Here is a 14,087-nt window from a genome sequence, read left to right on the forward strand (position 1 = left end):
CCGAGCTCAAATGTGCGCCTGAGGCGCCTGTCCACGGCATTCAGCCCGCGCGCAATTCCGAGCGCACCGAATGCGCCCGCCGATGCGCGCCCGGCGTCTGGCCCGTATGGCGGCGCACCAGGTTGCGGAAGGCGGACATATCCTGGTAGCCGCATTGTTCGGCAATGGCGGTCAGGCTGAGCGTGGAGACTTCCAGCAGATGGCAGGCGCGCTCAGCCCGCAATCGGTGCAGGAACTGCAGCGGCGACATGCCCACCGTCTTCATGAAATGCCGCAGCAGCGTGCGTTCGCTGGTGGACGCCACCGCCGCCAGCCGGGGCAGGTCATAGGGCTCGGCCAGATGCTGTTGCAGGTAGCGGCGCGCGCGCAGCGCCACGCTGTGGCGCGGGGCATCGCCGGTCTTCAGCCAGATGCTGACTGCCTCGCCGCGCTCGGGCTGGTCCAGCAGGGCGTTGCCCAGCGTGCGGGCCAGGGCGTTACCTGCGGTATGCGCCACCGCCTGCAGCAACAGCGCATGCATGCGATCCAGGGCGCGGGAACTGAGCAGGTTGCCGCTCTTGACCACTGGCTGGTCGGCCTGCAATCGTCGCGCGGGTTCGCTCAGCCGCATCCAGTTGGCAATCAGCCACGGCACCGCCAGCTTGCGCTGTGCCGGCAAATCCATGGCTACCAGAAGTGCTACTGCCGTGAACGGCGCCACCACCAGCGCCCCCCGCGTAGCAACTGCCGCAATGGCGGCGCGTTCGCGGTCCAATAGCGACAGCATATGTTCAAGCCCGGCGATGTGGTCAAACAACGGTGGCGCGATCACCACCATGGCGTCCTTGCCTGCGCCGGCCAGTTCTTCCAGCGGCACGCACGTGCAGCGCAGCACGCTGGCCAGCGCCTGCCAGCGTTGCGGCTCGGCTACCGCCAGCCGCCAGCGAAAGGGCGCCGCCGTGCCGCGCCGCCGGCTTTGCATGGAGGCCAGCGTGTTGGCAATGTCCAGCATGTCGACCGCGGTGGAAAGGGCGGAGACAACGGCCGAGGGGTAGCACAGCAGATAGACGTCCGACATGGCGCGGTGGATTTTGGTTGGAAAGCTGCCTGCCCGATGGCGGGAATGCCACCAATTGTGGCGGAATCCACTCTACCTGTCACGGCCCCGATGCCCGACCATGTCAGCGGCACCATGGCGCGTCGCCGGTTGGCGCGCAACGTTCCATGGGCCCACAGACACAAGAACGAGGAGACAACACAATGAAGCAACGCATCGTGCGCGGCGCGACCGCACTTGGCGGCGCCGTGCTGGCGGTCGCCACCCTGGGCGGCTGCGCCACCGCAGGCAGCGACAGCGCCAACTGGAGCGAAGGCGGACTCAACGCCGAGATCCGCCGCACCGCCTATGGCATTCCCCATATCAAGGCCAACGACTACGCCAGCCTGGCCTTTGGCATGGGCTACGCATACGCGCAGGACAACGTCTGCCTGATGGCCGACCAGGTCGTCACGGTCAGCGGCGATCGCTCGCGCGTGTTCGGCCCCGACGAAAGTACCGAGGTGTCATTCAAGCGCATCAAGAACAGCGAATCCGATCCATTCTTCCGCGCGATCATCGATGACGACGCCCTGCGCGCCGGCTACGCGCAGGCCTCGCCAGAGGCGCGCGAATTGCTGCGCGGCTATATCGCCGGCTACAACCGCTACCTGCGCGATACCCCGCCCGCCCAACGCCCGGCTGGCTGCCGCAACGCTGACTGGGTGCGGCCCGTTACCGCCATCGACCTGTTCCGCCTGGCCGAGGAGAAGAGCATCCAAGCCAGCGCCGGCGCGCTGGCAGCGGGCATTGTCGCCGCCGTGCCGCCCGGGGCCGCGGGCAGTGCCAAGACCGCGCAGCAGGCGGGGGCGGTGGACGTAGCCAGCATCGACTTCGAAGCCGTCAACAACAACCTGCAGCTGCTGGATCCGCCGATCGGCAGCAACGGCTGGGCCTTTGGCAAGGAAGCCACCACGAATGGGCGCGGCCTGCTGCTGGGAAATCCGCATTTTCCGTGGACCACCACCAATCGTTTTTTTGAAGCGCACCTGACCATACCGGGCAAGCTGGACGTCATGGGCGCGTCCATTGCCTCGTTCCCCATCATCAGCATCGGCTTCAACAAGGACGTGGCCTGGACGCACACCGTGTCCACCGCCCGCCGCTTCACCCTGTATGAACTGAAACTGGCCGAAGGCGACCCCACCACCTACCTGGTGGACGGCGCGCCGCGCAAGATGACCCCACGCACCGTCAGCTATGCGGCAAAACTGCCCGACGGCCGTACCGAGCAGCGCTCGCACACCTTCTACATGACCGAATACGGCCCGGTGCTGTCCATGCCATCGGCCGGCCTGCCGTGGTCCGCGCAAAAGGCCTACGCGCTGCGCGACGCCAACCGCAACAACACGCGTTCGGTCGACACCTGGCTTGATATCGGCCGCGCGCGCGACGTCGCTGGCATCCGCACCGCCATTGGCCGCCTGGGCATTCCGTGGGTCAACACGATTGCCACCGACCGTGAAGGCCGCGCCATGTTTGCCGATGTATCGGTCGCGCCCAACGTATCGGCCGCCTTGCTCAAGCAATGCGCGCCGACCGGCGACAGCGCCGCGCTGGCCGCCAAGCTGATGCAGGGCACCGGCATGGTCCTGCTGGACGGCACGCGGGCTAGCTGCAACTGGACGGTGGACGCGGCGTCGCCAGTACCGGGGCTGGTGGCCCCCAACGCCATGCCCGTGCTGGTACGCGATGACTATGTCGCCAACAGCAATGACAGTTCGTGGCTGTCTAACCCCAGCCAGAAGCTGACCGGCTTCTCACCGGTGCTGGGTCCCACTGAAGTTGCGCAACGCCTGCGCACGCGCGTTGGCCTGATGGAAATCGGCCGCCGCCTCGCGGGGGAGGACGGCCTGCCCGGTAACCGCTTTGACGTACCCGGCCTGCAGGCCGTGCTGTTCCGCGACCGCAACCTCTCCGGCGAGCTCGTGCTGGATGACCTGCTCGATGCCTGCCGCGGCGCCAAGGACGCCGACCTGAGCGACGGCTGCGCGGCGCTGCGCAAGTGGGACCGCCACAGCAACCTCGACAGTCGTGCCGCACCGCTGTTCCGCGAGTTCTGGATGCGCGCCAGCAAGATCCCCAAGGTCTACGCCATCGAGTTCACCCCCACCGATCCGGTCAACACGCCACGCGGACTGCGCATGCGCGATGCGTCTGTGCGCACCGAGGTCTTCAAGGCACTGAAGGACGCCGTGCAGGCCATGCGCACTGCCGGCTTTGCGCTGGATGCGCCGCTGGGCCAGGTGCAGGCCGCCACGGCACCGACTGGCCGCATCGCCTTGCACGGCGGCGAGGAATATGAAGGCGTGCTCAACAAGCTGCAAAGCACCCCCGTGTCGGACAAGGGTCTGCAGGTCTACTTTGGGACCAGCTACGTGCAGACCGTAGGCTTTGACGAGCAAGGGCCGGTCGCCGAGGCGCTGCTGGTGTACGGCCAGTCCGTAGATCAGCAGTCGCCGCACGCCTTTGACCAGATGGCGGAGTACTCCGCCAAGCGATGGGTGCGGCTGCCGTTCAGCGAGCAAGCCATTGCGGCGGACCCGCAGTTGAAGGTAACGCGGCTGAGCCAGTAAGCCGGCGGCGTTGGGAGCGGGGCCGCCGCCCCGCTCCGCCATCGATAGGCGATCATCACGGGCCTTTCGGTTCTGGTGAGCAGCACTACACCGGCGCGCTCTCGACGAGCGCAAGTAGTGCTTGCGCTAGGACACGCGTGCCCGCTCACCAGACAAGTGTGCCTCAGTCGATTGCCCGCCGCGGGCCTCTGCGAGTGCAACCGTCAAGTGCTGCACCTTCTTTTTCAACTGATCGCGCTCTTCGGTGAGCTGTGTCACCAATTGCGTCAGACGATGAATTGCCAGTTGGTCGGGGGTGGCGTCGCTGGGTGGGGGCGCCGGTTCAGGCTTGGGTGGCACGCGGGCCTCGCGCACCTGTCTGGCCACCTGGCGCAGTTCCTTCTTGCCCCCGGCAACCGCCGCTACCTGCTTCTCGCCAGGCAAGGAGGCTACGGCAGCCGCAGCATTGATGGAAATCACGCCCGCTTTTACCGCGCTGACCAACTCGGGCGCAGCGGTCTTCTGGATTTTTTCGATCTGACCAAGCGTCGCACTGCTCACCCGCGCCGTGCGCGCAACCGCCTCGCGAGTCAACACGGTATCGGCCCCGGATTGCATGGCGACTTCAGCCCCGGCAGGCTTTGCAGAACCCGGCTGGGCCTGCGCTTGGGCTTGGGCTTGTGCCAGACGCGCGGATACGATTTCCTTCTTCCGCAATGCGAGTACACCGCGTTGGAAATCCGATACGCTGCGCCGCCCGAGGTGATTGTCGATCATCCACAGGTGAACATCCTCCATGGACTGGAACGTCTGGTTTTGTACCGTATTGAAAGGGACTCCGTGCTTCTGGCAGATGCTGTAGCGGTTGTGTCCATCCACCAGGAGATCGCCCCACAGCACCAGTGCATCGCGGCACCCTTCGGAGAGTAGGCTGCGTTCTAGCGCCGCGTATTCGTCGTCTGTAAGTGGATCGATATAGGCACGGAGGTCTTCGTTGATAGTGATCGTCATGGGTCAAGCGAAAAAGGTAGGGCAGTAGTGTACACACTGCCTGCCTTACCAGGCGACGGCCGGCTTGGCGGCCGGGCGGTGGCTAACCGCCAGTACAATGTGTGCACGGTGCCATGTGCACAGATCGTTTCTCCACGGCCGACCCATGCTAAACCTGGACCTGCGCTCCATGACGGCGATGACGGGGATGATCAATATCGCCCTGGGCATCGTCCTGCTGGCTTTTCGCCGCGCCTATCCTGCCTCCACCAAAGGGTTGCTACCCTGGGCGCTGGCACCGGTGCTTTGCGCGCTTTCCACCGCCTTCTATGCGATGGACGGGCATTGGCCGGCCGTGCTCGTCGCACTTGGCGGTAACGCGCTGCTGCTTTCGGGCTGCGCCTTGTTCTACTTCGGCAGCCAGCGCTTCTACGGGGTGCTCTGTAGCTGGAAACGCTGGCTCGCCCTGGGTGTTGGCTGCCTGGCTGGCATTACCTGGTTCCTGCTGGTCCATCCCGACTACCGGATCCGCGTGTTGCTGCTTACCTCGGTGTTAGCGGCAATATGCCTGACCCATGCGCGACTGACCTGGCAGCACGGCCGGGGTTTTGCCCCGCGTTTCATGGCAGTTGTCCTCGCTTTCCAGGGGCTGGCCTTGCTCATGCGGGCAGCGACGACGCTTTTCCAGGATGCCGTCGATACTTCGCGGTTTTCCCCTTCGGCTATTCAGACCGCGTACATTGCAGCGTATTGCTTCGCGTCGCTCTTCGTCTGCCTTGGACTGCTTTTGACTGTGAGCGAGCGGTTACGTGCGCAGTTCGAGTACCTGGCGCAACGCGACGACCTGACGGGAATATTGAGTCGACGCGCTGTGCTGCACGCAGGTAGTAGTGAACTGAAGAACCGGCGCGGCGGGCAGCCACTGTCGTTGCTGCTGATGGATATCGACCACTTCAAGCGCATCAACGACCAGCACGGACACCTGGTGGGTGACCGCGTGCTGGCGCATTTCGCACAAATCGTAGGGCGGGCACTGCGCCACACGGACCATCTTGGCCGCTTCGGCGGCGAAGAGTTTGTCGTGCTGCTGCCGCAGACCGGCATGGAGACCGCGCTTGCCATGGCCGAGCGCGTGCGCCAGGCAGTCGAGCAGCAATCGGCCATCGCCGGGCAGCCCGCCTGCACGGCAAGCCTGGGGTTGGCCAGCATCGAGGCCGGGGAAGCGACCCTTGACGAATTGCTGGCACGGGCCGATTCGGCGCTGTATCGCGCCAAGGCTGAAGGACGCAATCGTGTTGAGGCAGGCTAAGAGGCTGTCTCAATTGGCTTACCGTCTCAAATCAACGATTTAACATAACCTTTGTGCGGCAATTGGTTTGTTGTAGCGGCTAAGCAATGTCCGGAGCGAAGGTCAATCCTTGTCATTGAAGACAAACTGGGCGCCAGCATGCGATCATCGATACCCTCGGATTTCACGTAGAACCACGTGCCATGCCGGCGGCAGACAGGGGTGTTCGCCCTGCTGCCAATCCCCAACGCCAGCGAAGGAAGACGCGCGCTCATGACGCAACAAACCATTTTCAGCCTCGAACCCAACCCGAACGCGCTCGACGCGGCCACGCGGGATGCACTGATGCGCGACCCCGCGTTCGGCCGCGTCTTCACCGACCATATGGTGACGATCACCTGGCGTGAAGGACAGGGTTGGCAGGACGCCAAGGTCACTGCCCGCAAGCCGTTCTCGATCGATCCGGCGTGCTCGGTACTCCACTATGGCCAGGAGATCTTCGAGGGCATGAAGGCCTATCGCGGCGCGGATGGCGCCGTGACGCTGTTCCGCCCGCTCGAGAACGCGCGCCGCTTCCAGGCGTCGGCCAAGCGCATGGCCATGCCGGCGTTGCCCGAATCGCTCTTTTTGGAAGCGATCGAGCAACTGGTGCGGATCGACCAGGCCTGGGTGCCGCATGGCTCGGGCAGCCTCTACCTGCGTCCCTTCATGTTTGCCAACGAGGTGTTCCTCGGCATCAAGCCAGCCTCCGAGTTCATTTTCTGCGTGATTGCCTGCCCGGTGGGCCCGTACTTCAAGGGCGGAGACAAGGCCGTCTCCGTCTGGGTATCCGAGAACTACACGCGCGCCGCGCCCGGCGGCACCGGCGAGGCGAAGTGCGGTGGCAACTATGCCGGCAGCCTGGTCGCGCAGAGCGAGGCCACTGCGAACGGATGCGACCAGGTGGTCTTCCTGGATGCCGCCGAGCACCGCTGGGTGGAGGAACTCGGTGGCATGAACATCTTCTTCGTGATGGACGACGGCACTCTGGTCACGCCGCCCCTTAGCGGCTCGATTCTTCCGGGCATCACCCGGGCTTCGGTGATCGAGCTGGCCAGGGAGATGGGCATGGTGGTGGAAGAGCGCCGGTATTCGTACCCCGAGTGGGAGGCGGATGCCCAAAGCGGACACCTGGCCGAGGCCTTCGTTTGCGGAACGGCGGCGACGCTGGTGGCCATTGGCGAAGTGCGCTCCGCGCGGACGCGCTTCGCGATCGGGAACGGCGCCGCTGGCAACACTGTCAAGGTGCTAAGGGAGCGGCTGGTGGAGATTCAGCGCAACCAGGCCGCTGGCCCGGCCGGCTGGGTCCATCACGTCGGTTTGTAAGAGGCCATTTCAAAAAGATCCTGGCGTTATTGCGCGGCCTTGGCCGTACCACATGTACTGTCCGCGGCCGCGCGCCTAGCCAGAACCGCTTCGCTTCATTTTGAAACAATCAGTATGACTCCCCTGATGGGCAAGAAGGCTGGCCCCGCGCTAGCCGCCGGCCGTCATGCTGACTCCACGCCGTCCTCCACCCCGCATGACGCGCTGATCTTCTCGATCAGACCGAGCAGCAGCGGCGCATAGCGGGCCACATCACGCGGCTTTTCGCTGGGTTTGTGCGGGAAGCTGATATTGAGCCCGTACCACTGGTGGTCCGGCCCGCGGAACGCCGCGCCCACGGCGGTCAGGTGGCCGGGCTGGTAGTTGGTGCTGCAATAGCCTTGCGCCTGGGCCTGGGCAATGCCACGCGACAGTTCCTTGTGCAAGGCCGGCCATTCGTCGCCGGCCTTCTCCTCGATCCGTGCGAGGAAATGGTCGCGCACGCCGGCCGGCACCGCGGCCAGCCATGCCATGCCGATCGAGGTCAGTTCCATGGGAACGCGCGTGCCGGGCGCTACGCGCCGGGTGCGCGATACGCTGTCGCGGCTGTGGCGCACCGCGGCCAGGTAGACCATGGCGGTCTGGTCGGGCACGGCCAGGCCGACATTGACCTTTTCCGCCTCGGCGATCTTGCGCATCAGCGGCAGGGCGATATCGGGCACCGTGGTGGCGTGGTGGAAGGCGTCCGCCAGGCTCACCACCACGGCCGCCAGCCGATAGGCGCGCTCGGTGGCGTCGTAGCACAGGAAGCCGCTGTCCACCAGCGAGCGCGTGAGGCGGCTGACAGTGGGGCGCGGCAGGCCGGTGCGCGCTGCCAGGTCCGCATTGGTCAGGCTGGAAGAGCCGACGCGGAACGCGCGCAGCAGCATCAGGCCACGTTCGAGCGACTGACTGCCTTCGGTCTGCCGCGTGAACCGGCCCGTACTGTGCGTGAGTTCGCGGCTCGAAGGCGGTTTGACGCGGGAATCCGGGTGGGAAGCCGGGGCGGAACCGGGGTCGGAATGGGGGTGCGGATCAGGCATGTAGTTGGCCGCAGGCCCGCCAATCCAGCATCGGGGCGCTGCAAGTAATTTCGGTATTCGAAATTGTAGTGTAGCGCGGGAATCCGCATCGGCGAATACTGGGTGCCTTTCCACTTCCCGGAGCCCTTCGCCATGACCTCGGCATCCACCCCCGAAATCGTCCTGACACGCGACCAGCATGTTGCGCAGATCGAGATCTCCCGCCCGCCCCATAACTTTGTCGACGCCGATGTCATGCGCCGGCTGGCCGAAGCGTTGCTGCAACTCGACGAGGACGACAGCTGTCGCGCCATCGTGCTGTCTTCCGGCGTAGGCGCCTTCTGCGCCGGGGCCGATTTCAGCGGCACCGACCAGGGCAGTGTCTCGCGCGACCCATCGGCCTTCTACGCACAGGCCATGAAGCTGTACCGCAACCGCAAGCCCATCGTGGCCGCGGTTGCGGGCGCCGCGATCGGCGCGGGGCTGGGACTGGCGCTGGTGGCGGACTTTCGCATCACATGCCGCGAAGCGCGCTTTAGCGCCAGCTTCAACAGGCTCGGCTTCCATCCCGGCTTTGGGATGAGCGTGACGCTGCCACGCCTGGTCGGCGAGCAGCAGGCCGCGCTGCTGTTGTATACGGGCAGGCGCCTCGACGGCGAAGAAGCGGTGCGCATCGGGCTGGCCGACGAACTGGTGGCGCAGGCCGAGGTGCGTGCCCGCGCGCTGGCGCTCGCGCACGATATCGCGGCCTCGGCGCCACTGGCCGTGGAAAGCACACGCGAGACGCTGCGCCTGGGCCTGGCCGACCGCATCGTGGAGGCCAACCAGCGTGAACTGGCCATCCAGCGCGTGCAGTTCGCCACCGCGGATTTCCGCGAAGGCGTGGCGGCGATGGCCGAGCGCCGCGCGCCCGTGTTCCAGCGCCGCTGAGGGGGCCGTATGCAACATGAGAAACCCGTCTGCGCCGGCCCGCTCGAGGGAATTCGCGTACTCGACCTGACTTCGGTGGTGCTGGGCCCTCTGGCCACGCAATCTCTGGCCGACCTGGGCGCGGACGTCATCAAGGTCGAAGGGCCGGAAGGCGACCTCATGCGCGCCAACGGCGTATCGCGCAACGCCGGCATGAGTTCGATCTACCTGGCGCTCAACCGCAACAAGCGCTCGGTGGTGCTGGACCTGAAGACGCCTGCAGGCGCTGCGGCGCTGCGCCGCCTGATCGCCGGCGCCGATGTGCTGATCCACAATATGCGCGTGGCCGCCATCGAGCGGCTGGGCTTTGGCTACGCTGCGGTGGCAGCGTTGAACCCGCGCATCGTCTACTGCGTGGCCACCGGCTTTGGCCAGGACGGCCCGCACCGTGACAAACCGGCCTTCGACGACATCATCCAGGCCGCTTGCGGGCTGGTGTCGCTGGGCTGCGTCGCCGGCAGCCGGCCCGAGTACGTGCCTAGCCTGATTGCCGACAAGACCACCGGGATGGCGCTGGCCAACGCGGTGATGGCCGCGCTGCTGCACCGCGAGCGCCACGGCAGCGGGCAAGCGGTGGAGGTACCGATGCTGGAAACCATGGCCAGCTTCGTGATGGCCGAGCACCTGGCGGGGTTGACCTTCGAGCCCGCCACCGGCGCGCCCGGCTATGCGCGCCTGCTGCAGGGAGGGCGGCGGCCGGCGCAGACTGCGGACGGCTGGATCTGCGCACTACCGTACACGGACCGCCACTGGAAAGCCTTTTTCCACGCCGTGGGCCGCGATGACCTGGGTGACAAGTACAACATCGCCAGCCGCGCGCAGCGCAACGCCCATATCCGCGCGCTGTACCAGCACCTCGCGGAAATCACGCCGACCCGGACCACAAAGGCGTGGATGGCGCTGTTCGAGACGCTGGATATCCCCGCCACGCCGATCTATGCGCCGGACGAATTGCTGGCGCATCCCCACCTGGAGGCGGTCGGGCTGTTCCAGCAGACCGAGCATCCCACCGAGGGCCCGTTGCGCGAAATGCGGCCCACGACGCGCTTCTCCGCCACACCGCTGTCGTTGCGCCGCCACGCGCCCACGCTGGGCGAGCACACCGATGAAGTGTTGCGCGAAGCCGGGCTAGCCCCTGAAGACATCGCCCGGGTGACGGGCGGCCGGAACGCCGCCTGAAGCGGGACGCAAACAATAAAGGAGACATTGCATGAACTTCGCACTGGAAGAAGAGCACCAGATGCTCAAGGATCTGGTGGCGCGCTTTGTGCGCGAGCAGTTGATCCCGCTTGAAGCGGGCGTGCTGGCCCGCGAGGCAGAGGGCGGCCAGCTCACGCTGCTGGCGCAGGAGCAGGACAAGCTGGACGCACTCTCGCGTGAGCTGGGCCTGTGGGGCCTGGATGCGCCGGCCGAGATGGGCGGTGCCGACCTGCCAGTGGTGGCCATGGTCGGCGTCAACGAGGAACTGGGCAAGACCGTCACACCCTACGACCTGCCGCCCGATTCGCCGAACCTGCGCATGCTGCTCAAGACCGCCGACGCGGCCCAGCGTGCGCGCTACCTGGAACCGTACGCGCGCGGCGAGACCATCTCCGCCATCGCTATTTCCGAGCCCGGCGCCGGCGGCGACCCGGCCATGATGACCACCCGCGCCGAACGCGACGGTGACGACTGGGTGCTCAACGGCCGCAAGATCTGGATCAGCCGCGCTGCCCGCGCCGACTGGACCATCGTGATGGCCGTGACCGACAAGGCGCGCGGCGCCCGCGGCGGCGTCTCCGCTTTTCTGGTCGACCGTGGCACGCCCGGCTTCAAGGTAGAACGGCGCATCCCCATGATCGGCGGCGCCTCCACCTACGAGGTGGTGCTGGAGGACTGCCGCGTCGCGCACACGCAGCTGCTGGGCGTGGAAGGCCAGGGCTTCGCGCCGATGCAGGCACGGCTGTCCAGCCGGCGCGTGCAGATGGCGGCCTGGTGCATTGGCCGCGCCCAGCGCGCGCTTGACATGCTGTGCGAGTACGCGCCGCAGCGCCGCACCTTCGGCGCCGCGCTGGCGGACCGGCAGGCAATCCAGTGGTGGGTGGCCGATGCCGCCACCCGCATCCACGCCTGTCGCCTGATGACATACGAGGCCGCGGCGCGCATTGACGCCGGCGACGAGGCGCGTACCCAGGTCTCGATGATCAAGGTATTCGCCACCGAGATGGCCTGGGACGTGATCGACCACGCCATGCAGGCCTTTGGCGCGATGGGCATGACCAAGGAAATGCCGTTGCAGCAGATGGCCAACGAGACGCGGTTGATGCGCATCTACGAAGGCCCGTCCGAAGTGCACCGATGGGTTATCGCGCGGGATCTGCTTGGCCTCAAGCGTTAGCCCGCCGCCAAAGCGAACCACGGAATCACTGACGCACCCGCACTGGCGGAACCCACTGCCAGGCGCAAGACCAAGGAGACAACATGACCCGAACCGTGAACTGTTCCCGGCGCCGCTTCGCTGTCCTGGCTGGGACCGTCCTTACAGCGAGCCTGGCAGGCGCGCCGTTCGCCGCGCTGGCGCAGCCGCAGGCATTTCCCACCCGGCCGATCCGCTTTATCGTGCCATTCCCGTCCGGCAGCGGTACCGACATGACCGCCCGCATGTTCGCCAAGAAGATCGGCGAGCTGACGGGGCAGGGCGTGGTGGTGGAGAACAAGCCGGGTGGCAACGGCTTTATCGGCGTGCAGACGCTGCTCAGCGCGCCGGCCGACGGCTACACGGTGTTTATCGGCAGCAACTCCACGTTGTCCACCAATGCCGCCACCTTTCGCAAGCTGCCTTACGATCCGCTGACCGACTTCACGCCCATCACGCTGCTCTCGCGTGGGCCATGCCTGATCATCGTGCCCGCCAGCTCGCCGTACCACACGCTCAAGGCGCTGGTGGAGGACGCGCGCAAGCGGCCCGGCGCGCTCAACTACGGCACCGGCTCGGTGTCGTACACGCTGTACAGCGAATGGCTGAACGAGCAAAGCCGCATGAAGACCACTGCCGTGCCCTACAAGGGCGCGGGCGACGCGATCAACGGCGTGATGGCCGCCAACGTGGACTTCGCCGTGGTGGATGCCAGCGGCGCGATTGAGCTGGTCAAGGGCGGCAAGGTGCGCGCGCTGGCTTACACCGCGCCCCAGCGTTCGCCGCTACTGCCGGGCGTGCCGAGCGCGGCCGAAGCCGGCGTGCCGGACTTCCTGGCCTACAACTGGGTGGCAGCGGCGGTCTCCGCCAAGACACCTGCGCCCATTGCACAACGCCTTGGCGAACTGTTTGCCCAGGCCGGCGCCGCCGACGACGTCAAGGAGTACTACCAGCGCCAGTCCACCTCGCTGATCCTGTCCACGCCGGCAGAACTTCGCGACTACCAGAAGGACGAGATAGCGCGCTGGAAGCGGCTGGCAGCGATCGCGAAGATCGAGCTGCAGTAAAAAGAGAGCGCGGGGCGGAGCGGAGGGGGATCATGCCCCATTCGCTTCCTCCCCGCGCCGCCCTCTCCCTCCGGATTCCGAGGCAAAAGCTTAAGCCTTCACAACTTTGACGACGCGCGTAGCCCCGGGGCGGCCCGATAGCGGTCTTCGCGAGGGCTGGCGGTGTTCGTGGAGTGGTTCGAGGCGCTGATGCGGGTGTATCTGGACGCCTGACGCTACAGCTACAGCCAGCGCCAGATGCCCGCGGCCCAACCGGCGAGCGGGATATGTGCCCAGGTTGCTGCGAGCCAGACGACGAGGCCGCCCAAAAGCGCGTGCAAGCCGAACCCGCCGAGCCGCGCACGGCCAGCGGCAATCGCCGCGAACGGCAGATAACTCGTCTTGGACTCCCATGCGGGCCAGAGATCGGGCTGGAGCTGCTCCTTTTTCCGGTCCTGCAGCGCGGCGCCGACGAGCGCGAGGATGACCATAGCCGCTGCGATCATGATGTTCTTGGCCACCGGAAACACCGCGATGTGGCACAGCCCCCAAAGTGCGAACGACCACATCATTGGGTGGCGCGTCACCGCGAACACGCCGCGCGCTGCTTCCGGGAGCGCGCCGAGCCGACCGCCGGTGGGAAGCGCCGGGTTGCGGATCAGCGAACCCATCAGGAGGACCGACGCGATCAGCATGACCGTGGTCACAGCCGCCCAGAGGCCGTTTCCTACCGGCCATAGTGGTGCCGTCAGGGGCGCCTTTCGGTATGCCAGGATCAGCCAGCCGAGCGTCAAGACTGCAATCAGCGAATAAACGCCCTGGAACCCGGCTTCGCCAAGTGCGCGGACCAAACCCCTGCGCAGCGGATGGGACAAGAGAAAGTGGCTGCCCACGAAGGCGACTGCCGCCACCGCAACTGCGTTGGTGCTTCCCATTGGCCCGGCTCCTCAAGTCATATCGTTGGCTGACCGTATTGCCCCATCGCAATTCAAGCCGCCATCGAGCAGTCGGGCATTTTGCCTTTGTTCCCTATGCGGCAGCCAGTATTGAAGATTACTACTTGGGTGTCGCGAAAGCCAACGCGGCCACCCCACCGTTTGGCTGCTTCCTACTCCCATTAAATATCAATCAATAAAATTGAACAAGTTATCCGACTAACTCATCACATCGTCAGCCGACGCTGCCATAAAGTTCAACCCATGGACGGATCGACGCCAAAGACGACGTTCTAAATAATTCAACCAGATAGCCAAATAGCCAAGGAGAGAAATCATGACCAACGCCAAGCTCGAAGTCCTGACCCCGCAAAACAGCCAGCTGATCTTCATCGACCACCAGCCGCAGATGGCCTTCGGCGTGCAGTC

Annotated in this window: 11 protein-coding genes and 1 pseudogene; 8 read left to right on the forward strand and 4 right to left on the reverse strand. The window is 65.7% G+C overall.

From position 1 onward, the window contains the following. Positions 1–40: 40 nt before the first annotated feature. Entirely contained in the window at positions 41–1,057 is a 1,017-nt protein-coding gene (locus AC1RQK_RS36945) for a GlxA family transcriptional regulator (RefSeq protein WP_492374922.1), read from the reverse strand. Positions 1,058–1,239: 182 nt separating this feature from the next. On the opposite strand from AC1RQK_RS36945, the gene AC1RQK_RS36950 reads away from it, so the two are divergent. Beyond that, entirely contained in the window at positions 1,240–3,651 is a 2,412-nt protein-coding gene (locus tag AC1RQK_RS36950; protein ID WP_492387155.1) for an acylase, read from the forward strand. 126 nt (positions 3,652–3,777) lie between these two features. Here AC1RQK_RS36950 and AC1RQK_RS36955 read toward each other — a convergent pair whose 3' ends face one another. Further along, positions 3,778–4,641: a ParB N-terminal domain-containing protein gene (locus AC1RQK_RS36955; RefSeq protein ID WP_492814363.1), complete on the reverse strand. Its 864-nt coding sequence runs from the start codon at positions 4,639–4,641 to the stop codon at positions 3,778–3,780. A gap of 145 nt (positions 4,642–4,786) precedes the next feature. Between AC1RQK_RS36955 and AC1RQK_RS36960 the strand changes: the two genes are divergently transcribed. Next, positions 4,787–5,929, forward strand: coding sequence for a GGDEF domain-containing protein (locus AC1RQK_RS36960; RefSeq protein WP_492814365.1), 1,143 nt, complete (start codon positions 4,787–4,789; stop codon positions 5,927–5,929). A 252-nt stretch (positions 5,930–6,181) separates the two neighbouring features. Then, a complete protein-coding gene (locus AC1RQK_RS36965; protein WP_492375752.1) occupies positions 6,182–7,273 on the forward strand; it encodes a branched-chain amino acid aminotransferase in 1,092 nt (363 codons plus the stop codon). Between the two features lie 164 nt (positions 7,274–7,437). Here the strand turns inward: AC1RQK_RS36965 and AC1RQK_RS36970 are convergent, their stop codons facing one another. After that, positions 7,438–8,334: an IclR family transcriptional regulator gene (locus AC1RQK_RS36970; RefSeq protein WP_492814367.1), complete on the reverse strand. Its 897-nt coding sequence runs from the start codon at positions 8,332–8,334 to the stop codon at positions 7,438–7,440. 132 nt (positions 8,335–8,466) lie between these two features. On the opposite strand from AC1RQK_RS36970, the gene AC1RQK_RS36975 reads away from it, so the two are divergent. The 4 genes from AC1RQK_RS36975 to AC1RQK_RS36990 all read left to right on the forward strand — a co-directional run bounded on the left by AC1RQK_RS36975 (position 8,467) and on the right by AC1RQK_RS36990 (position 12,744). Beyond that, positions 8,467–9,243, forward strand: coding sequence for an enoyl-CoA hydratase/isomerase family protein (locus tag AC1RQK_RS36975; protein ID WP_492375750.1), 777 nt, complete (start codon positions 8,467–8,469; stop codon positions 9,241–9,243). Positions 9,244–9,252: 9 nt separating this feature from the next. After that, positions 9,253–10,461, forward strand: a complete 1,209-nt coding sequence (locus tag AC1RQK_RS36980; RefSeq protein WP_492814369.1) for a CaiB/BaiF CoA transferase family protein — start codon at positions 9,253–9,255, stop codon at positions 10,459–10,461. 31 nt (positions 10,462–10,492) lie between these two features. After that, complete coding sequence (locus AC1RQK_RS36985) at positions 10,493–11,659, forward strand: acyl-CoA dehydrogenase family protein (RefSeq protein ID WP_492814371.1); 1,167 nt, start codon at positions 10,493–10,495, stop codon at positions 11,657–11,659. An 83-nt stretch (positions 11,660–11,742) separates the two neighbouring features. Further along, positions 11,743–12,744: a Bug family tripartite tricarboxylate transporter substrate binding protein gene (locus tag AC1RQK_RS36990; RefSeq protein WP_492814373.1), complete on the forward strand. Its 1,002-nt coding sequence runs from the start codon at positions 11,743–11,745 to the stop codon at positions 12,742–12,744. Positions 12,745–12,965: 221 nt separating this feature from the next. On the opposite strand, the gene AC1RQK_RS36995 is transcribed toward AC1RQK_RS36990, so the two are convergent. After that, positions 12,966–13,658: an NnrU family protein gene (locus tag AC1RQK_RS36995; RefSeq protein WP_492814376.1), complete on the reverse strand. Its 693-nt coding sequence runs from the start codon at positions 13,656–13,658 to the stop codon at positions 12,966–12,968. Between the two features lie 337 nt (positions 13,659–13,995). Here AC1RQK_RS36995 and AC1RQK_RS37000 point away from each other — a divergent pair. Continuing rightward, positions 13,996–14,087: pseudogene (locus AC1RQK_RS37000) on the forward strand (hydrolase); the annotation flags it as partial.

It is taken from the genome of Cupriavidus sp. GW822-FHT02D05 (assembly GCF_058802485.1).

Coding starts and splice junctions, on each gene's coding strand:
- AC1RQK_RS36945 (WP_492374922.1), bottom strand. CDS start 1,057: ATGTCGGACGTCTATCTGCTGTGCTACCCCTCGGCCGTTGTCTCCGCC.
- AC1RQK_RS36950 (WP_492387155.1), top strand. CDS start 1,240: ATGAAGCAACGCATCGTGCGCGGCGCGACCGCACTTGGCGGCGCCGTG.
- AC1RQK_RS36955 (WP_492814363.1), bottom strand. CDS start 4,641: ATGACGATCACTATCAACGAAGACCTCCGTGCCTATATCGATCCACTT.
- AC1RQK_RS36960 (WP_492814365.1), top strand. CDS start 4,787: ATGCTAAACCTGGACCTGCGCTCCATGACGGCGATGACGGGGATGATC.
- AC1RQK_RS36965 (WP_492375752.1), top strand. CDS start 6,182: ATGACGCAACAAACCATTTTCAGCCTCGAACCCAACCCGAACGCGCTC.
- AC1RQK_RS36970 (WP_492814367.1), bottom strand. CDS start 8,334: ATGCCTGATCCGCACCCCCATTCCGACCCCGGTTCCGCCCCGGCTTCC.
- AC1RQK_RS36975 (WP_492375750.1), top strand. CDS start 8,467: ATGACCTCGGCATCCACCCCCGAAATCGTCCTGACACGCGACCAGCAT.
- AC1RQK_RS36980 (WP_492814369.1), top strand. CDS start 9,253: ATGCAACATGAGAAACCCGTCTGCGCCGGCCCGCTCGAGGGAATTCGC.
- AC1RQK_RS36985 (WP_492814371.1), top strand. CDS start 10,493: ATGAACTTCGCACTGGAAGAAGAGCACCAGATGCTCAAGGATCTGGTG.
- AC1RQK_RS36990 (WP_492814373.1), top strand. CDS start 11,743: ATGACCCGAACCGTGAACTGTTCCCGGCGCCGCTTCGCTGTCCTGGCT.
- AC1RQK_RS36995 (WP_492814376.1), bottom strand. CDS start 13,658: ATGGGAAGCACCAACGCAGTTGCGGTGGCGGCAGTCGCCTTCGTGGGC.